Here is an 18,060-nt window from a genome sequence, read left to right on the forward strand (position 1 = left end):
AATCCTCCTTTTTGAGGATGATTAACTGTTCAATTACAGTGACAATTAGAAAGGTAATAAGGGTAAAAACCTAGATGACTCCCCTAGTGAATTGATTAGAATAGTAAACTAGAGTTTACAAAAATTAATAAAATCGGAGACAATCATGAAGTGGAATCCTAAAGCTTTTTTTATAACTTGCTTGCTAGCCATTTTTTCTTTTAGCGCATCAGCGCAAGTAAAAATTAGTGCGGCTGATATTGGTGGAACGGTCAGTGGGGCTAATGGTCCTGAAGCTGGGGTTTGGGTGATTGCCGAAACCAATGATCTACCAACAAAATTTGCAAAAATTGTTGTTACAGACGACAAAGGTAGATTTTTGCTTCCTGAATTGCCGAGTGGTAATTATCAGGTTTGGGCTCGAGGTTATGGATTGATTGACTCTGTTAAACAAAATGCTAAACCTGGGCAGCTTGTGAATATTAAAGCTGTACAGGCACCTACAGCAAAAGCTGCAGCACAATATTATCCGGGTATGTATTGGTATTCGATGATTAATGTTCCTAAAGCCAGTGAGTTTCCTGGCACAGGAGATAAAGGTAACGGTATCCCTGAAGTAATGCAAAAACAATACTACTGGGTTGATACACTCAAAAACTCATGTCAGTCATGCCATGCGTTTGGTGTTAGAGGAGTTCGGGAAGTTCCTGAATTATTCACCAAAAAAGCTAACGGCGACTCTGAGTTAGCATGGGCTTATCGTACTCAAGCAGGTCAAGCGATGGCGAACATGGCACTAGGTTTAGGTAGAATGGGACCAGAAAGAACGCTATCGATTTTGGCCGATTGGACTGATCGTATTGCTAAAGGAGAAGTCCCCTTCGCAAAACCATCTAGACCCCAGGGTATCGAAAGAAATGCTGTTTATACCTCTTGGAACTGGTCAGAAGCTAAATACTATCTCCATGACGCTATTTCTACTGATAAACGTAATCCGACTCTAAATGCAAATGGTTTGATTTACGGATCACCCGAAGAAAGTACTGATTTAGTCCCTACGCTAGATCCTAAAACAAATGTGGTCAGTCAAATTAAGATGCCTTATCTTGATCCAAAAAATACTTCTTCACTAGAATTACCTAAGGCAGAGTCTGCCTACTGGGGTGACGAGAAAATTTGGGATGGACATACAAGTATTCATAATTTAATTTGGGATCAAAAAGAGAACTTGTGGTTTGCTGCAAAAATTAGACCAAGTAGTAATCCTGATTTTTGTAAAAAAGGATCTGATCATCCCTCTGCTAAGGTTGTTCCACTGAACGAGTCTGCTCGTCAGTTAACAATGTATGACACCAAAACAAAAGAATGGAGCATGATTAACACCTGCTTTACAACGCATCACGTGTATTTCGCAAGAGATAAAAATGATACTTTGTGGACAAGCGCCGGTTCTCCTGCCTCTGGTGTCGTAGGTTGGTTAAATACAAAAATGTATTTAGAAACTAAAGATGAGCAAAAATCGCAAGGATGGACACCGCTGATTATTGATACCAATGGTAATGGCAAGCGCGATGAGTATGTTGAAGCGAATCAAGCTTTAGATCCAACTAAAGATAAGCGTGTGATGGCTGCGTTCTACGGTATGCAACCAAGCCCAGCAGATGATTCAATTTGGGGACAGTCAATGGATGTGGGCTTCTCTAGAATAAATCAACCTGGTTATTTAATTCGTTTAGTGCCTGGATCGGATCCTAGCAACACTTCTCTTGCTGAAATCTATCAATCTCCAGAAGGCACCTTTGGTTCTAGAGGTGTGGATGTTGACTCTAAAGGAGTAGCTTGGACAGTTCTCGCGAGTGGACAAATTGCAAGTTTTGATCGTAATAAATGTAAAGGACCATTAAACGGGCCTACTACTGCAGAGGGTAAACATTGTCCAGAAGGTTGGACGCTGTATCGCTTGCCTGGCCCTCAATTTAAAAACGTTAAAGATCCTAAAGGAAGTGCCGATGGCGCCTACTATATTTGGGTTGATTTACACAACACACTTGGACTTGGTAAAGATGTACCGATTGCATCATCGAGTGGTGGCGAAGCCCTCATTGCGGTTGTGAATGGAAAGTTAGTTACTCTCAGAATTCCATATCCATTAGGTTTCTTTACCAAGAACGTGGATGGTCGAATTGATGATATCAATGGTGGTTGGAAAGGTCGTGCAGTTTGGACTACTTCTGGAACACGTAACAATTTCCATAGTGGCGACGGCGGCAAAGAATTACCACCGAAAATATTTAAAGTTCAAATTCGTCCAAATCCTTTAGCTAATTAATTTTTATTGAATATTTAACTATGAAAAAATTACTCATTCTCATCTCTTTAGCCGGTATTTGGACTTCAGCAATTGCTGCCGATGAACCATCACCAGCAGCTCTGGCTGGCTCAAATGGTTGCTTGATTTGTCATAATGCGTCGCAAAAATTGGTGGGTCCTGCATTTAAATCGATTGCTGAAAAGTATCAAGGTCAAGCTGATGCCCAGAAAACTTTAGTGAATAAAGTTCGTAACGGTGGCGCTGGTTCATGGGGTAAGATCCCGATGCCAGCTCATCCTGAAGCGACTGATGCTCATCTAAATACCATTGTTGCTTGGATTTTAAAAGGTGCTCCAGCGAATTAAAGGTTTTTCTGAATGAATTGGACATCAGATGTTTTTTCAATTAATGCCTTTTGGACACTTCTTTTAATCATTCATGGGCTACTATCCGTAGCACTTCTGGGCGCGTTAACGCATCAATTGATGGCTGTGATGCGTCCAGTTAAGACCGCTCCGGCAATTTCTTTTTTTGAAGATTTTCGCGGCGTTGCTGCAGCAAAATATACGAAGGCTATCTGTCTTTTATGGGTCATTAGCTTTGTATTTGGCGGATGGATTTATACCGAGTATCGGATAAGTATCAAGATTCCCATGGAGCAGCAAGAGTATTTTAAAACCTTGGGTATTTTCGAATTAAAAGAGCACCTTGTAGTTTTCGGCCTAGCAATGCTACCTATCTACAACTTTGCTTGGAAGCATTATCAACAAGCTGACTTGGCTAATTTAAGAAAATACACCACATTATTTTTGACGTTTGTGTGTTGGTACGCTTTTTTGATTGGCCATATTGTTAATAATGTTAGAGGATACGGCGCATGAATTATAAGGATTCGATATCTGCTGCAGAGGAATCTATCTTAAGGGCTAAGACTTTTGCAACTATTTTTTCTGTGAGCTTTTCAGTTAGTTATGTAATAGCAGATATCTATAAAGCCCCTATTTTTAGTTACTACCCGGCAACTCATCTTGTAAATTTAGGGTGGACTCCATCTACCCCGGACGATGGTCCAGCTATGTATTGGTATGGCTGGCTACTTACTTCATTCATCGTTGCAATGACTCTTTCATTTCTGAGTAAAGTAGCTCCGATATCAATAGTTCAAAGAATACCTTCTTCAATATCTTGGATAGTACCTGTTGCCTTGATACCGGTTATGATCTATTCATTAAAGTTTTACTGGCGATAGATTTGAGGAAATATTCGATGCAAAAACTCACCACAAAAAAATTACTTTGCTTTTTGACATTAAGCTTAATGAGTTTTGTGCAATTAACTCAAGCAGGTGGCCTTGAAGATGGATACCCTGACGATACTTCGGTAAATGGCCCAGCATTTTTTGGGTTCGTGCGCGATGAGCGGGGCTCCCATCTTCCCAAAGCAACAGTTACCCTTAAAGAGAGCCCAACTAATAGTGTAAAAGTGGTTTCTAATATTTTAGGGGTTTATAGAACGCATATCAGCTTGAATGTCAAAATAGAATCTGTTGTAATTTCATGCGAAAGAGCCGGATATAAACAGATTAAATTGGTCCGTCGAACACAAAAAACCAATAAGCTAGTTGAAACTGATTGCATCATGCAAAAAGAGTAAATGCGTAAGAGAGCCCTTTGCTATTTTTGGCTAATAGGCTTATTGTCAATCGGCATTGATCAAAACGTCTTATCTCAATCTATCGCAGCTCACGCAGATACCATTATCTTTAATGCTCAAATATTGCAAAATAATGAGACCTTTGTAAGTGCGCTGGCAATTAAAGATCAAAAGATTCTTGCGGTTGGCTCCGTTGATCAAATTCAAAACTATGTTGGCCCAAAAACTAGGAAAATTAATGCAGAGGGCAAGTTAGTCATTCCAGGTTTAATTGATTCTCATATTCATGCAATCAGGGCCGGATTAAGTTTCAAAAGTGAAGTTAGTTGGAATGGTTTCAAAACAGTTGAGCGGGGGCTAGAACGCATTCGTATCGCCTCTCAGCAAAAGCCTTCTGGAACTTGGATCATTATTGCTGGTGGATGGGTGCCTGAACAATTTCAAGATGGCATTATTCCAACTCGGGATCAGTTACTCAAAGCAGCAGGCAGCCATCCACTTTATATTCAAAAACTGTACTCTTCGGTATTGGTTTCGCCAAATGGATTACAAACTCTTGCGGCTTCTGCGAATGCAGAGTTGTTATCCCGCCTGGAGGTTGAACTTGATAAATCAGGAGAACCCACCGGTTGGCTAAATGGGAATGCGCGAACCATTAGCGATTTATTTGATTACTTACCTAAAACAAGCTTGAATACACAGTACGAAAGTACGAAATTGTTTTTTAAGGAATTAAACCGCTTAGGCGTAACAGGAGTTTATGATCCTGGTGGTTATAACTTCCCCCTCGAATCATATTCCCCTTTGTGGAAACTACAGTCCCAAAAAGAACTTTCAATTAGGGTTGCTTATAGCCTTTCAGCACCAAAGAGAGGGACGGAATTAGCGGACTTTAAAAAAATCATTCGCGTCATTCCAAAAAACGATGCCATGCTCATGTGGAATGGCATTGGTGAAAATGTAACTTGGGGAATGTATAACAATGAATCTCCCTCTGTGTCTGATCAACAAGCATTACAAAAGGTACTGGAGTGGGCGGCAAAAGAAAAAATTACCGTTACATTACATTGGAATAATAATGAATCAATCTCACGCCTATTAGACGTCATTGACAAAGTCCAATTGAAATATTCTATTGAAGACCTGCGTTGGTCTATTGCGCACATCAATAACATAGACGAAAACACTTTAAAGAGAATGAAAACAAACCATCTGGGATGGTTGGCACAAAATGCTTTATATTTTCAAGCAAAAAATTTTGAAGCAAAATATGGGGAAGATTCTTTAAAAGCATCACCACGCTTGCGACAAGCAATCACTTTAAACTTATCGGTAGGTTTAGGGACAGATGCTCATCGAGTGATGGACTTTAATCCATTTGTTGCGATGGAGTGGCTCATCACTGGCAAAAGTATTGATGGTCGTGATGGTCGGCAAAGTTCACAACTACTAACTGCCTTTGAAGCCCTCAATTTATTCACTAAAGGAAGCGCTCAATTTTTACCGGATGCTAGCATCCGTGGGGAATTATCGGTGGGTAAATATGCAGATTTAGCCATCCTCAATCAAAACATTTTCACCATCCCAACTGAACAAATTCATCAAACTCAAGCAGAATTAACCATGGTGGGGGGCAAGGTGGTATACACCAAATAAAAAACCGCATTGAAAAATGCGGTTTTCTTTATAGGTAAAACAAAATTACTTAATCTTTGTTTCCTTGTAAGCAACGTGTTTACGTACTTTAGGATCAAATTTCATAATCTCCATTTTTTCAGGAGTAGTTCTTTTGTTTTTTGTTGTCGTATAGAAATGACCAGTACCTGCAGTCGATTCTAATTTGATTTTTTCGCGTCCACCTTTAGCCATGATAATCCTCGATTATATTTCGCCACGAGCACGAACATCAGCTAATACTGAATCAATGCCGTTTTTGTCAATTAAACGAAGTCCAGCATTAGTTAAGCGTAAGCTTACCCAACGGTTTTCGGATTCGACCCAAAAACGACGATTTTGCAAGTTAGGCAAAAAACGGCGTTTAGTTTTATTGTTTGCATGGGAAACATTATTGCCAACCATTGGCTTTTTCCCGGTGACTTGGCATACTCGAGCCATGACACTCTCCCTCATTGTTCTGAACTAAAGAAGAGAATTGTATCATTTTATTTATCAGATTGCCAAGTAGATTAGTAAAATTTCTTTAATTTGCAGAATTTAGTAATCCAGCATCTAAGAAAGAAAAATATCCGTTTGGCGAAACGATGCAGTGATCTAGCAAAATAATATCAATCAATTGCATGATTTGGTAGAGTTGATTGGTTAGATCAATGTCCGCTTGACTAGGATGGGCCTGCCCTGCAGGGTGGTTATGACTAATGATCAAGGCTGCAGCGTTGAGTTGAATTGCTTCCTTCATTACCTCCTTTGGATAAATTGTCGTCTGATCAAAGGTTCCTCTGAATAAGATTTTAAATTCGATGAGTTTTCCCGCGTGATCTAAAAACATGACGCCAAAAACTTCATGTGGTAAGTGACCAATTGATGTTTGTAGATATTCTCTGACCATTGCCGGAGAATTCATAACAACTATTTTTTTTAATTCCTCATCAATTGAGCGCTTCACTAATTCATAAATTGCTTGTAGTTGAGCCCATTTAGCAATGCCTAAGCCTTTAAAGCGGGATAAATCCTGGAGTTGACATTGAAGTAAGGCGCGAATACCGCCACATTGCTCTAATAAATCACTCGAAAGTTCGATAACATTTCTATTTTTGGTACCGCATCGCAAAAAAATGGCTAATAACTCAGGGTCTGAAAGACTTTGCGCGCCGCTAAGAAGAAGCTTTTCTCTGGGGCGCATATTTGTGGGCCATGCATGAATAGGTTTACGTTCCTGTGGCGCCCTCGCTACAATAGAGGGATGACTAAAATTATTGTAAAAACTGACTCTTTTTTGACATTGCATTATCGTATTGGCCTTCCCGAAGGTGGTGATCTTGTCAATACGTTTACCGATAAACCAGCTACCTTATTGATGGGGGCTGGGCAGTTTGCCCCATCCCTTGAGAATGCCATGATTGGCTTAGAGGACGGAGAGCATAAAACCTTTTCCCTTGATCCTGAAGCTGGCTTTGGGTTACGTAATCCTGATCTGATTCAACATGTATCTTCTAAAACATTAAATGACAACAGTGATCCAGAAGATACTTATACTATAGGGGATATGGTGGAATTTAATGCACCTAATGGCGCAACTTACGCGGGGATATTACAGTCATTTGATGCTGATGGAGCCTGGATTGATTTTAATCACCCACTCTCTGGAAAAACCATTACCTTTGAAGTAAAAATTATTTCGATTTTGTAAAAAAATATGACTACAGCCAATACTGAAGCAGAAATACTTTTAGCCCAACCTCGAGGATTTTGCGCTGGGGTTGATCGAGCAATTTCTATAGTTAATGAGGCACTCATACAATTTGGTGCGCCAATTTATGTCAGACACGAAATCGTTCACAATAAATATGTGGTGGAAGATTTGCGGGCCAGAGGTGCGATTTTTATTGATGATTTAAAGCAAGTCCCGGCTGGCGCTACTTTAGTTTTTAGCGCTCATGGTGTTCCCCCTTCCATCAAAAGCGAAGCTAAAAGATTGGGTTTCCAAATCTTTGATGCAACTTGTCCATTAGTCACTAAAGTCCATGTAGAAGTGGTAAAAATGCATCAAGAGGGTTTTAAGATTGTGATGATTGGGCATGCTGGCCATCCTGAAGTGGAAGGAACCATGGGGCAAATTCCTGATGGGATTTGCTTGATTGAAAATTTAATGGATGTTCAAAAGCTTGATTATGTAGAGGGTACAAAAATTGCTTATGTAACCCAAACCACACTTTCGCTTGATGAGACTAAAGATATTGTTGATGCATTAAAGGTAAAGTATCCCCAGATATCGCAACCGAAAAAACAAGATATTTGTTACGCCACTCAAAATCGGCAAGATGCAGTGAAATTTATGGCACCGTTAGTTGAGTTAGTCATCGTAGTAGGTAGTCCGAACAGTTCTAACTCTAATAGACTGCGAGAACTTGCAGAAAAAATGGGTGTGCCTGCTTACATGGTCGACGCCCCAGAACAGGTTGATCCTAAATGGTTTGAGGGCATTAAAAGAGTTGGGTTAACTGCCGGAGCTTCTGCACCTGAAGTACTTGCTCAATCTATTATCGATAAAATTAAAGAATACGGCCCAAAACACGTAAGACCACTTGACGGTATTCAAGAAAGCACTGTTTTTGCTTTGCCTAAAGGGCTAAAAACAAATTAAAATCAATTTAAATCAGATGTTTGACCGAATCTCACAGGAGAAAATGTATGACGATGCATCAATCAATAGTTAATAAAAATGGTATGAAATTTTGTATGACCATGCTTGCGTTGAGTTTATTAGTCAGTTGTGGCAAGAAAGATGATTCAAAAAGTGTCGCAGGTGGTTCAGATGCTGTTATTGTCAAAATTGGTAATGGAGCGCCTTTAACAGGCGGTGATTCCTACCTTGGTAAAGATAATGAAAATGGTGCAAGGCTTGCGGTAGAAGAAATTAATCAAAAGGGTTTAACCATTAATGGTAAAAAAGTTACGTTGGAACTTTTAGGTGAGGATGATGCTGGGGATCCAAAACAAGGTACTCAGATAGCACAAAAATTAGTTGATAGCAAAGTCGTTGCGGTAGTTGGTCATTTAAACTCAGGCGTATCCATCCCTGCCTCAAAGATTTATAACGAAGCCGGTATTGCTCAGATTACTCCTTCCTCAACAAATCCGGAGTTAACGAACCAAAACTTCAACAATGTATTTCGTTTAGTTGGTACCGATGCGCAACAGGGGCCAACTTTAGCTTTGTACGTTATTGAAAAATTAAATGGTAAGAAAATTGCGCTTGTCGATGATTCTACTCAGTACGGTAAAGGCTTAATTGACGAATTTGAGAAGGCTGCAAAAGCAAAAGATGCCCATATTGTTTTACATGAGGCAACTAATAATAAAGCTACTGATTTTAAGGCAATCCTAACAAATATTAAAGCCAAAAATCCTGATGTGATTGTTTTTGGTGGCATGGCTGCAACTGGAGGATTGTTCGCGAAACAAGCTAAAGAACTTGGCATTAAGGCGAAAATTGTAGGTGGTGATGGTATCTGTAGTCCAACCTTATACGATCTTGCTGGAGAAGCAGTAAGCAATGTGATTTGTTCAACCGTTGGTGTGCCAAAAGAAAGCCTCAAAGATGGCGGCGAATTTCTTAAAAAGTACAAAGAGCGTTTTGGGGTAGAAGTGCAAATTTACTCACCGATGGCCTATGATGCAGTGATGATCATTGTAGAAGCAATGAAAAAAGCCAATTCAACTATGGCCGCTGACATTCTAAAAGAGTTACCTAATACCAACTATGAAGGTATCTCTGGTCAAGTTTCCTTTGACTCTAAGGGTGATTTAAAAAATAGCGCGATTACTTTAAATGAGTACAAAAATAATAAAATTTCTACTTTAGAAGTGATGCGCATGCAGTAATCAAAGGAACGACAGATAATTCATCTGTCGTTTTTTATGGATACCTTTTTACAACAAATTATTAACGGTCTCGTCTTAGGGAGTATCTACTCCCTCATTGCACTTGGCTACACGATGGTTTATGGGGTACTAGGCATCATTAACTTCGCTCATGGAGAAGTATTGATGTTTGGTGCTTTCATCGCTTTAACTGTCATTAAAGTCTTGCAAGTACATTTCCCTGAAATGCCGGGCTATTTTATTTTGCTGATCGCACTCGTAATCGCTAGCGCCAGTTGTGCACGTATGAGCCGTTACATTGAGATCATTGCGTACCGCCCTTTAAGATACGCTCCTCGATTGGCACCGTTAATCTCCGCTATCGGCATGTCTATTTTGTTACAAACAATCGCTATGATTATTTGGGGCAGAACACCCCTCAATTTCCCAGAATTGATACCTGCCAAATCCATCGCCCTCAATGATGGCGGGGTGAGTATTAACATACGAGAAATCATTATTATTTTTACTTCGCTCGTGACCATGCTCGGCTTATTGATTTTAGTTAAACGAACACGCTTTGGTCGAGCTATTAGAGCCACCTCAGAGAATCCAGATGTAGCTGGGATTATGGGAGTCAATGTTAATCGTGTGATTTCTTATACTTTTATGTTAGGGGGCGCCTTGGCGGCCTTAGCTGGAGTAATGATTGCGAGTAACTATGGTTCAGTCAATTTTTACATGGGTTTTATACCTGGACTTAAAGCATTTACGGCTGCTGTTTTGGGTGGAATTGGCAATATCCCTGGCGCGATGTTAGGCGGCTTACTTTTGGGCTTAATTGAGTCTTTAGGAGCTGGTTATATAGGGGAATTATCAGGGGGTGTTTTTGGCTCCAATTATCAAGATATCTTCGCCTTTATTGTGCTGATTTGCGTTCTCATCTTTAGGCCATCTGGACTATTAGGTGAAAAGTCTGGGGACAGAGCGTAAATGAACAATCAAAGAGTGCGTTTCGCATTACTTCTTGCTTGTTTTATTGCCGCACTCTGTATGCCTTGGCTCGTCGCTTTATTGGGTGGTAATTATTGGGTAAGGGTCTTAGATTTTGCCCTTTTGTATTGTTTTTTAGCCTTGGGTTTAAATATTGTGGTGGGTTTTGCTGGCCTACTTGATCTTGGGTATATTGCCTTCTATGCAGTCGGTGCCTATGCAGCCGGTTTATTAGCATCGCCGCATTTGACGAATGCTTTTATAGAAATAAAACAAGCGATACCGAGTGGTTTACATCTAAGCTATTTTTTTATTATCCCAATCGCCGGTCTCGTTGCGGCAATCTTTGGTGCTCTTCTAGGTGCTCCTACATTAAAGCTGCGCGGTGATTACTTAGCGATTGTTACGCTTGGCTTCGGCGAAATTATTCGTATATTCTTGAACAATTTAGACCGCCCATTAAATTTAACCAATGGTGCAAATGGTATTAATGGCATTGATCCTGTTCAGGTAGCTAATCTTAGTTTTGGTAAAACTTTACATCTTGGGGAGCTGTCGGTACCCTCAGTCATCCTCAATTATTACTTGTTCTTATTTTTGGTCATGATTGTGATTTTAATGTGCACCAGAATTCAGGACTCAAGGATTGGGCGAGCCTGGGTTGCGATTCGGGAAGATGAGATTGCTGCTAAGGCAATGGGCTTAAATACCCGAAATTTAAAGCTACTAGCTTTTGCTATCGGTGCTTCTTTTGGTGGTGTATCTGGCGCCTTATTCGCTTCTTTTCAGGGGTTTATTTCCCCTGAGTCCTTCTCCCTTTCTGAGTCAATTGTTATTTTGGCTATGGTGGTTTTAGGCGGTATGGGACATATTCCAGGAGTAATCTTAGGTAGTTTTTTATTAGCTGGTTTCCCGGAGCTACTAAGATCTTCGATGGACCCATTACAAAAATTGGTATTCGGAAAAATCCTGATTGATGCGGAAATTATTCGACAACTTTTTTACGCCAGTGCTTTAATTTTAGTAATCCGTTTTAGACCTAACGGCCTATGGCAGAGGTCGATAAAATGAGCGAAGCTATGTCATCAGAGTTACTGAAAATCGCTAATGTAAATAAACGATTTGGCGGTTTACAAGCCCTAACAAGCGTTGATTTAGTGGTGAAAAAAGGAGAGATTGTTGGATTAATTGGGCCTAATGGGGCAGGTAAGACGACCTGCTTCAATGTAATCACAGGCTTATATACTGCAGATTCAGGAAATTTCTTCTTTAATGGTCAGACCTATAACCCTATCAATGTGGAGCAAGTCCTGAAGGCTGGTATCGCTAGAACCTTTCAAAATATTCGACTTTTCAAAGAAATGTCCGCTTTAGAAAATGTCATGGTGGGCAGGCATGTAAGAACCAATACAGGCTTTTTTGGAGCAATTCTGAAAACAAATTCAACGATTCAAGAAGAGCACCAGATCAAACAACGGGCTTATGAACTTTTAGATTATGTTGGAATTAGTGAGGAACTCGCTCTGCAGAAAGCGAAAAATCTATCTTACGGTGATCAAAGGCGACTTGAAATTGCGCGAGCACTCGCAACAGATCCGCTCTTGCTTGCCCTAGATGAACCTGCGGCCGGAATGAATCAAACTGAAAAAAATAGTTTAAATAATTTATTAAAAAAAATTCAACAGGATGGAACTAGTATTTTGATGATTGAACATGATGTGCGTCTTGTGATGGGGTTATGCGATCAAATTTGTGTTTTAGATTATGGACAAGTGATTGCATCTGGATTACCAGATCAAGTTCGACAAAATCCAGCGGTCATTAAAGCTTATTTAGGTTATCAGAAGGAAAAAGCTTAGGTAGCTTATGCTTAAAGTAAAACAATTAAAAATTTCCTACGGTGGAATTCTTGCAGTCAAAGGGATTGATCTTGAAGTGCATTCAGGAGAGTTGGTTAGTTTAATTGGTTCGAATGGGGCTGGTAAGACATCTACTCTGAAAGCAATTGCTGGCATGATTACACACCAAAGCGGTGAGGTGATGTTTGATGAAGTACTGAGTTCAGGTAAATCCTATGAGTTATTGGCACGAGGAATGGCGCTAGTGCCTGAGGGCCGAGGTATTTTTACTCGTATGACTGTTTTAGAAAACCTGCAAATGGGTGCTTATTTACGCAAAGATTCTATGATTGAATCTGATTTAGAAAAAATGTATGTATTTTTCCCAAGAATTAAAGAGCGCTTAAGTCAATTGGCTGGGACATTATCGGGTGGTGAACAGCAAATGGTTGCCATGGCAAGAGCATTAATGACAAGACCAAAATTATTACTATTGGACGAACCCTCAATGGGACTTTCACCCATCTTAGTAGACACCATCTTCGAAGTTATCGAAAAAATAGCTAAGGATGGGATGACAATCCTCCTTGTAGAGCAAAATGCCCAACGAGCTTTGGAAATCTCTGACCGAGCTTACGTTTTAGCAAGTGGTCAAGTTTCCATGACAGGTAGGGCCGAGGATCTCATGAAAGATCCTCGAGTCAGCGCAGCTTACTTAGGAGCTTGAGCAATTAAAGTGCGTAGTGTCTCAATCATGAGGTCAATCTCTAGAGTGCTTACGTTCAAGGCAGGCATAAAGCGTAGTAAATTAGGTCTTGGGGAATTGATGAGCAAGCCTTGAGGTGTCATGTTACGGGCGGCATCAACAATACTTGGTCCAATATCTCGATTCATAATGAGTGCTCTTAATAAGCCTTCACCGCGCTCTCCATCGAAGCCAAACTCAGCAGACAGTTGTAATAATTTACTCTTGAGATACTCACCTTTTGCCATCACATCAGTTAAAAAGCCTGGAGCAGTCAGTTGTGTGATGACACTGATGCCAACAGCGCACATTAACGGATTGCCGTTATAAGTACCGCCTTGATCGCCTGGTTCAAAACTAGCGACTGCATCGGTACATAAAAGGGCAGAGAGAGGTACACCACCACCGATTCCCTTACCAAGTGTCATGATGTCAGGCTCAACATCAAATAATTGATGTGCAAACAATTTACCAGTTCGGCCGCATCCACTTTGGACTTCATCAACAATCAACAAGATATTATGTTTTTTGGTTAAGGCTCTTAAATCTTGCATAAAACCTATTTCAGCAGGAATTACGCCACCTTCCCCTTGCACCGGCTCTAACATGACAGCAACCGTATTTTCGTTAATCAGGGCTTCAACACTAGCGATATCATTTAAGTGGGCTTTGGGAAAGCCGGGGACTTGAGGAGCGAACATCGTATCCCAACCCGGTTTACCGGATGCGCTCATTGTGGCAATGGTACGGCCATGAAAACTATGATCAAAGGTAATAATTTCAAATGCTTTATTTTTATGTAATTTACCCCATTTTCTAGCTAACTTAATGGCACCTTCATTGGCTTCAGCACCGCTATTAGCAAAAAACACTTTATCGAAACAACTATTGGCTGTAAGCAAATCAGCTAACTCAATCATCGGTTCGTTATAGAAAGCTGGGCTTGGGTTCATTACTTTACGCGCTTGCTTATCAAGAGCCGCAATCATGCCGGGATTGCTATGACCAAGACAATTAACTGCCCAGCCTTGCATAAAATCCAAATAGCGCTTGCCTTCATTGTCAGTGAGCCAAGAGCCTTCGCCAGATACCATCGTGATATCTGGTCGGTTTGTTATATACATTATTGAGTGTGCATCAATCATGGCGAGTCCAAGTAGAAATTAATGTTAATTAAATAAGTTTATTAAAAAAAATTACAATTTTAATTATTGTTTTGCTAAATCAGCCTCAGAAGTAAACGAGTCAGCATAAAACTCATCTTCTGGGAGATTACATTTCGCAACAAAATCTCGTGACGCACTGTTAATCACGATGGGTGCGCCACAAGCATAGACTTGATAGCCACTCATATCCGGAATGTCTTGCATTGCCGCAGCATGAACAAAACCAGTTCTACCCGTCCAATGATCTTCGGGAAGTGCATCAGAAACTACGGGAATAAATTGTAAATTAGGCAGTTCCTTAGTCCAGGAAACGCATTTTTCTAAATAATAAATATCTGAAGGTCTTCTACCCCCCCAATATAAATGCATTGTGCGTTTTATCTTGTTAGCTTTGATATGTTCGATAATGGATTGTATAGGGGCAAAACCCGTCCCAGAGGCGATAAAAATGATTGGTTTATCACTTTCCTCACGCAAGAAAAAGCTACCCATGGGGCCCTCAAATCGCAATATATCCTTTTCTTTTAAGAATAGATCTGGATTAACGCCAAAAACGTGGTCCGTAAACAGCCCTCCAGGCATATGTCTGATATGTAACTCTAAAGGTCCTTCTTCATGAGGCGCCGTAGCGATAGAGTAGGCACGTCGTTTTCCATCTTTCAATAAGAACTCAACATATTGACCGGCAATAAAACGAAACTTTTCGGTAGAGGGTAACTGGAGTTTTAATGAAACCACATCGGAGGTTAGTTTTTGAATACTAGCAACTCGGCAAGGCACTTTTTTAATCGGATAGTCACTTGCTCCATCAATTTCGCGGGCATCCACGATGCAGTTACTTTTGGGTGAAGTACAACAAAGCAGAGCAATATTTCGAGCTTCCTCTTCTGCTGTTAAGCCATTGCTACTATGGGGACCAATCGCGAATTCACCTTCAATTACTTTTGCTTTACATGAACCACAAGCGCCATTTTTACAGCCGTAAGCAAGAATAATGCCTTGTTTTAAGGCAGCGTCTAAAATTGACTCATCTTCAGCCACTAAAAATGATTTGCCACTTTTTTGTAAAGTAATTGAAAATACTTGCTTATCTTCCAAAATAATCCCTTTCGTTAATACAATTCTATATATGTCAATGCACCAGATGAAACAGCATTTTAATCAACCCAGATTACTCATCATAGGTTGTGGCGATGTTGGACAACGGATGTTACCTATTTTAGTCAAATCTCATAAAGTTTATGTTTTAACGAGTCAAACCGAAAAACTACCTTTATTTCGACAAGCAGGAGCGCATCCTTTATTCGGTAACTTAGATGATCAATCTACTTTGCATAGATTATCGCAAATTGCAGATACGGTCATTCATTTAGCGCCACCCAATCCGAATGGGACGACTGATCTGCGCACTAAATCCTTAATTCAAGCGCTTTCCAAGGGGCGCAGGGTAAAGCGTTTTATTTATATTAGTACAACGGGCGTTTACGGGGATTGTGGTGGTCAACTGATTTCGGAAACTCAAGCAGTTCAACCCCAAAACTTAAGGGCGGTGCGCCGTGTCGACGCAGAAAGACAACTGCGAGCATGGGCAATTAAACTAGGCGTTAGTGTCGTTATTTTGCGCGTACCAGGCATTTATGCAGGTAATCGATTACCGGTGGATCGCCTGCAAAAGGGCACTCCAGCGCTGTTAGAGTCTGAGGATGTGTTCACGAATCATATTCATGCAGATGATTTAGCACGCTTAACTATTCTATCGATGTACCGGGCAAGTTCGCAAAGGGTGATCAATGCTTGTGATAATAGCGATCTAAAAATGGCTGATTATTTTGATTTGGTGGCCGATAAAATGAACCTACCAAGGCCTCCAAGAGTTGATAAAGAAACCTTAAAGACTTTGGTCAGTCCGCAATTACTGAGCTTTATGCAAGAGTCCCGCCGCATCAGCAATGCTCGCTTACAGGAAATAGGCTTTCAGTTTCTTTATCCAACGGTTCAAGACTTTTTAGAACAACTGTAATTACTTTTTCCAGGTATCTTTCAAACCGACTGACAGATTGAATACAGGCGTATTCACTGAATGGTCGAATTGATCGGCAACAAAATAACCATGTCGCTCAAATTGAAAACTTTGCTCTGGTTTTGCCAGCGCAAGACTAGGGTCAATGTAAGCTTTGATGACAGATTTGGAGTGCGGATTTAAAAAGTTTAAAAAATCTTTATCACCTCCCGTTGGATTTGGGTCAGTAAATAAACGGTCGTAAACTCTAACTTCTGCTTCAATTGCCTCTTCTGCACTAAGCCAATGGATATTACCTTTGACTTTATAAGTGTTAGCCCCTTCAGTACCGCTTTTACTATCTGCAAAATAGTTAGCATGAACAGCAGTCACTTGACCATGGTCATCAAGATCAAAGCCAGTGCATTCTATGACGAAACCATAGCGTAGGCGGACTCTGCTTCCAGGCTGACCATTGATTGGTGGGTAGAGCCTAAAAAATCCTTTAACGGGTTCTTGCATAAAGTCATCGGATTCAATCCAAAGTTCTTTGCTCAGATGGAACTGCCGTCTACCTAACTCTTCAAGATGCGGGTGGATGGGAGCTGAACACAACTCAGGAGCTTGATCGAAATTATCAATAATTAATTTAAGGGGCTTCATGACCGCAACTGATCGGTGGGCAGATGGATCTAGATCATCCCGTAATGATTGTTCCAGCACGCTCATCTCAATCCAACTATCGGCTTTGGAGACGCCAATTCGGTCGCAAAACAACTGTAAACTTTTGGCAGTGTAACCACGTCGTCTCAAACCAACAAGAGTCGGCATTCTAGGGTCATTCCAACCCTCTACATGATGATCTTGAACAAGTTGTAATAGTTTGCGTTTACTCGTGATGGCATAGGTTAAATTGAGGCGCGCAAACTCATATTGATGCGGTAAAGGAGCAGATAAGACACTTGCATCACAGAGGGCATTTAAGATCCAGTCATACAAAGGTCGATTGTTTTCAAACTCTAGAGTACAAATCGAGTGGGAAACACGTTCAATGGCATCAGAAATACAGTGAGTAAAGTCATAGAGGGGATAAATACACCATTTGTCACCTGTTCGGTGGTGGTGAGCGTGACGGATTCGGTAAATGACTGGATCTCTCATTACCAAATTGGGATGCTTCATGTCGATTTTTAAACGCAGGACATGTTCCCCATCCTGAAATTGCCCATCCTTCATTGCTCTAAATAAGGCAAGGTTTTCATCAATGGAACGATTACGGTAGGGGCTATTAACTCCTAAATCCACAAAATTACCACGGCTTTTATGGATTTCATCTGCCGACTGACTGTCTATATAAGCTTTATCCTTTTGAATCAACAACTCTGCAAATTGATATAACTGATCAAAATAGTCACTTGCATAGTAAAGGCAAGTTTGGTCACCGTAAGTCCAATTGAAGCCTAACCACTGAACTGATTCCAAGATGGTGTTGACATACTCAGTTTCTTCTTTGGCAGGATTGGTATCATCAAATCGCATATGACAGCGTGCGCCATTGATTGCATGAGCGTAATCTCTCGCTAAGCCAAAATTGAGGAAGATACTTTTAGCATGCCCTATATGTAAATAGCCATTGGGCTCAGGCGGAAAGCGAGTAATCACCGACGGCAGAAGTTTGCCATTGGAATCGACTCGATTTGAATAGGTTTGAGAAAGGCAGTCGTGATCGATTATCTGCCGCAAAAAGTTAGAAACCTCGGTGGTAGCCGAGGTTTCATTGGTTTTAATTAATTCCTTAGACATAGACACATATTGTAATGTGCCTTGGGAATGAA

General features: G+C 40.6%; 19 protein-coding genes. 13 read left to right on the forward strand and 6 right to left on the reverse strand.

Annotated elements, in window-relative coordinates:
* Nucleotides 1–145: 145 nt before the first annotated feature.
* The 5 genes from AOC35_RS15155 to AOC35_RS15180 all read left to right on the forward strand — a co-directional run bounded on the left by AOC35_RS15155 (nucleotide 146) and on the right by AOC35_RS15180 (nucleotide 5,599).
* Nucleotides 146–2,308, forward strand: a complete 2,163-nt coding sequence (locus AOC35_RS15155; protein ID WP_108648567.1) for a carboxypeptidase-like regulatory domain-containing protein — start codon at nucleotides 146–148, stop codon at nucleotides 2,306–2,308.
* 20 nt (nucleotides 2,309–2,328) lie between these two features.
* Nucleotides 2,329–2,655: a c-type cytochrome gene (locus tag AOC35_RS15160; protein WP_108648569.1), complete on the forward strand. Its 327-nt coding sequence runs from the start codon at nucleotides 2,329–2,331 to the stop codon at nucleotides 2,653–2,655.
* 12 nt (nucleotides 2,656–2,667) lie between these two features.
* Nucleotides 2,668–3,171 carry a hypothetical protein gene (locus tag AOC35_RS15165; RefSeq protein WP_108648571.1) on the forward strand — a complete coding sequence of 168 codons (504 nt, stop codon included), beginning with the start codon at nucleotides 2,668–2,670 and terminating at the stop codon, nucleotides 3,169–3,171.
* A gap of 385 nt (nucleotides 3,172–3,556) precedes the next feature.
* Complete coding sequence (locus tag AOC35_RS15175; RefSeq protein WP_108648575.1) at nucleotides 3,557–3,943, forward strand: carboxypeptidase regulatory-like domain-containing protein; 387 nt, start codon at nucleotides 3,557–3,559, stop codon at nucleotides 3,941–3,943.
* Nucleotides 3,944–5,599, forward strand: coding sequence for an amidohydrolase (locus AOC35_RS15180; RefSeq protein ID WP_108648577.1), 1,656 nt, complete (start codon nucleotides 3,944–3,946; stop codon nucleotides 5,597–5,599). It begins immediately after the preceding gene.
* Between the two features lie 45 nt (nucleotides 5,600–5,644).
* Here AOC35_RS15180 and rpmG read toward each other — a convergent pair whose 3' ends face one another.
* The 3 genes from rpmG to radC form a co-directional block, all read right to left on the reverse strand.
* Complete coding sequence (rpmG, locus tag AOC35_RS15185; RefSeq protein WP_084282762.1) at nucleotides 5,645–5,812, reverse strand: 50S ribosomal protein L33; 168 nt, start codon at nucleotides 5,810–5,812, stop codon at nucleotides 5,645–5,647.
* Between the two features lie 12 nt (nucleotides 5,813–5,824).
* Nucleotides 5,825–6,058 (reverse strand): 50S ribosomal protein L28, encoded by a 234-nt coding sequence (gene rpmB, locus AOC35_RS15190; RefSeq protein ID WP_108648579.1) that lies wholly within the window; start codon nucleotides 6,056–6,058, stop codon nucleotides 5,825–5,827.
* Nucleotides 6,059–6,143: 85 nt separating this feature from the next.
* Entirely contained in the window at nucleotides 6,144–6,803 is a 660-nt protein-coding gene (gene radC / locus AOC35_RS15195) for a RadC family protein (RefSeq protein ID WP_108648581.1), read from the reverse strand.
* A 60-nt stretch (nucleotides 6,804–6,863) separates the two neighbouring features.
* Between radC and AOC35_RS15200 the strand changes: the two genes are divergently transcribed.
* From AOC35_RS15200 to AOC35_RS15230, 7 genes are read left to right on the forward strand one after another with little or no spacing between them, the layout of a single operon-like run.
* A complete protein-coding gene (locus AOC35_RS15200; protein ID WP_108648583.1) occupies nucleotides 6,864–7,310 on the forward strand; it encodes an FKBP-type peptidyl-prolyl cis-trans isomerase in 447 nt (148 codons plus the stop codon).
* Nucleotides 7,311–7,316: 6 nt separating this feature from the next.
* Nucleotides 7,317–8,264, forward strand: coding sequence for a 4-hydroxy-3-methylbut-2-enyl diphosphate reductase (ispH, locus tag AOC35_RS15205; RefSeq protein ID WP_108648585.1), 948 nt, complete (start codon nucleotides 7,317–7,319; stop codon nucleotides 8,262–8,264).
* Between the two features lie 47 nt (nucleotides 8,265–8,311).
* Nucleotides 8,312–9,505, forward strand: coding sequence for a branched-chain amino acid ABC transporter substrate-binding protein (locus tag AOC35_RS15210; protein WP_108648587.1), 1,194 nt, complete (start codon nucleotides 8,312–8,314; stop codon nucleotides 9,503–9,505).
* Nucleotides 9,506–9,541: 36 nt separating this feature from the next.
* Nucleotides 9,542–10,477: a branched-chain amino acid ABC transporter permease gene (locus tag AOC35_RS15215; protein ID WP_108648588.1), complete on the forward strand. Its 936-nt coding sequence runs from the start codon at nucleotides 9,542–9,544 to the stop codon at nucleotides 10,475–10,477.
* Complete coding sequence (locus AOC35_RS15220) at nucleotides 10,478–11,548, forward strand: branched-chain amino acid ABC transporter permease (RefSeq protein WP_108648590.1); 1,071 nt, start codon at nucleotides 10,478–10,480, stop codon at nucleotides 11,546–11,548. It begins immediately after the preceding gene.
* 8 nt (nucleotides 11,549–11,556) lie between these two features.
* Nucleotides 11,557–12,336 (forward strand): ABC transporter ATP-binding protein, encoded by a 780-nt coding sequence (locus AOC35_RS15225; RefSeq protein WP_108648593.1) that lies wholly within the window; start codon nucleotides 11,557–11,559, stop codon nucleotides 12,334–12,336.
* A gap of 7 nt (nucleotides 12,337–12,343) precedes the next feature.
* On the forward strand, nucleotides 12,344–13,042 hold the full coding sequence (locus AOC35_RS15230) for an ABC transporter ATP-binding protein (RefSeq protein WP_108648595.1): 699 nt from the start codon (nucleotides 12,344–12,346) through the stop codon (nucleotides 13,040–13,042).
* Here AOC35_RS15230 and AOC35_RS15235 read toward each other — a convergent pair.
* Both AOC35_RS15235 and AOC35_RS15240 read right to left on the reverse strand, forming a co-directional pair.
* Nucleotides 13,027–14,205, reverse strand: a complete 1,179-nt coding sequence (locus tag AOC35_RS15235) for an acetylornithine transaminase (RefSeq protein WP_108648597.1) — start codon at nucleotides 14,203–14,205, stop codon at nucleotides 13,027–13,029. The two genes, AOC35_RS15230 and AOC35_RS15235, sit on opposite strands and share 16 nt — an antisense overlap.
* Before the next feature lie 63 nt (nucleotides 14,206–14,268).
* Nucleotides 14,269–15,324, reverse strand: coding sequence for a CDP-6-deoxy-delta-3,4-glucoseen reductase (locus AOC35_RS15240; RefSeq protein WP_108648603.1), 1,056 nt, complete (start codon nucleotides 15,322–15,324; stop codon nucleotides 14,269–14,271).
* Between the two features lie 31 nt (nucleotides 15,325–15,355).
* Between AOC35_RS15240 and AOC35_RS15245 the strand changes: the two genes are divergently transcribed.
* Entirely contained in the window at nucleotides 15,356–16,246 is an 891-nt protein-coding gene (locus AOC35_RS15245) for an SDR family oxidoreductase (RefSeq protein WP_342749913.1), read from the forward strand.
* Here the strand turns inward: AOC35_RS15245 and AOC35_RS15250 are convergent, their stop codons facing one another.
* Nucleotides 16,247–18,028: a glutamine--tRNA ligase/YqeY domain fusion protein gene (locus AOC35_RS15250; protein WP_108648607.1), complete on the reverse strand. Its 1,782-nt coding sequence runs from the start codon at nucleotides 18,026–18,028 to the stop codon at nucleotides 16,247–16,249.
* Nucleotides 18,029–18,060 lie beyond the last annotated feature (32 nt).

It is taken from the genome of Polynucleobacter rarus, assembly GCF_003072505.1.
Lineage (GTDB): Bacteria > Pseudomonadota > Gammaproteobacteria > Burkholderiales > Burkholderiaceae > Polynucleobacter > Polynucleobacter rarus.

Excerpts from the sequence above, each read along its gene's own strand:
- AOC35_RS15155 (WP_108648567.1), top strand. The coding sequence starts at position 146 with ATGAAGTGGAATCCTAAAGCTTTTTTTATAACTTGCTTGCTAGCCATT.
- AOC35_RS15160 (WP_108648569.1), top strand. The coding sequence starts at position 2,329 with ATGAAAAAATTACTCATTCTCATCTCTTTAGCCGGTATTTGGACTTCA.
- AOC35_RS15165 (WP_108648571.1), top strand. The coding sequence starts at position 2,668 with ATGAATTGGACATCAGATGTTTTTTCAATTAATGCCTTTTGGACACTT.
- AOC35_RS15175 (WP_108648575.1), top strand. The coding sequence starts at position 3,557 with ATGCAAAAACTCACCACAAAAAAATTACTTTGCTTTTTGACATTAAGC.
- AOC35_RS15180 (WP_108648577.1), top strand. The coding sequence starts at position 3,944 with ATGCGTAAGAGAGCCCTTTGCTATTTTTGGCTAATAGGCTTATTGTCA.
- rpmG (WP_084282762.1), bottom strand. The coding sequence starts at position 5,812 with ATGGCTAAAGGTGGACGCGAAAAAATCAAATTAGAATCGACTGCAGGT.
- rpmB (WP_108648579.1), bottom strand. The coding sequence starts at position 6,058 with ATGGCTCGAGTATGCCAAGTCACCGGGAAAAAGCCAATGGTTGGCAAT.
- radC (WP_108648581.1), bottom strand. The coding sequence starts at position 6,803 with ATGCGCCCCAGAGAAAAGCTTCTTCTTAGCGGCGCGCAAAGTCTTTCA.
- AOC35_RS15200 (WP_108648583.1), top strand. The coding sequence starts at position 6,864 with ATGACTAAAATTATTGTAAAAACTGACTCTTTTTTGACATTGCATTAT.
- ispH (WP_108648585.1), top strand. The coding sequence starts at position 7,317 with ATGACTACAGCCAATACTGAAGCAGAAATACTTTTAGCCCAACCTCGA.
- AOC35_RS15210 (WP_108648587.1), top strand. The coding sequence starts at position 8,312 with ATGACGATGCATCAATCAATAGTTAATAAAAATGGTATGAAATTTTGT.
- AOC35_RS15215 (WP_108648588.1), top strand. The coding sequence starts at position 9,542 with ATGGATACCTTTTTACAACAAATTATTAACGGTCTCGTCTTAGGGAGT.
- AOC35_RS15220 (WP_108648590.1), top strand. The coding sequence starts at position 10,478 with ATGAACAATCAAAGAGTGCGTTTCGCATTACTTCTTGCTTGTTTTATT.
- AOC35_RS15225 (WP_108648593.1), top strand. The coding sequence starts at position 11,557 with ATGTCATCAGAGTTACTGAAAATCGCTAATGTAAATAAACGATTTGGC.
- AOC35_RS15230 (WP_108648595.1), top strand. The coding sequence starts at position 12,344 with ATGCTTAAAGTAAAACAATTAAAAATTTCCTACGGTGGAATTCTTGCA.
- AOC35_RS15235 (WP_108648597.1), bottom strand. The coding sequence starts at position 14,205 with ATGATTGATGCACACTCAATAATGTATATAACAAACCGACCAGATATC.
- AOC35_RS15245 (WP_342749913.1), top strand. The coding sequence starts at position 15,356 with ATGTCAATGCACCAGATGAAACAGCATTTTAATCAACCCAGATTACTC.
- AOC35_RS15250 (WP_108648607.1), bottom strand. The coding sequence starts at position 18,028 with ATGTCTAAGGAATTAATTAAAACCAATGAAACCTCGGCTACCACCGAG.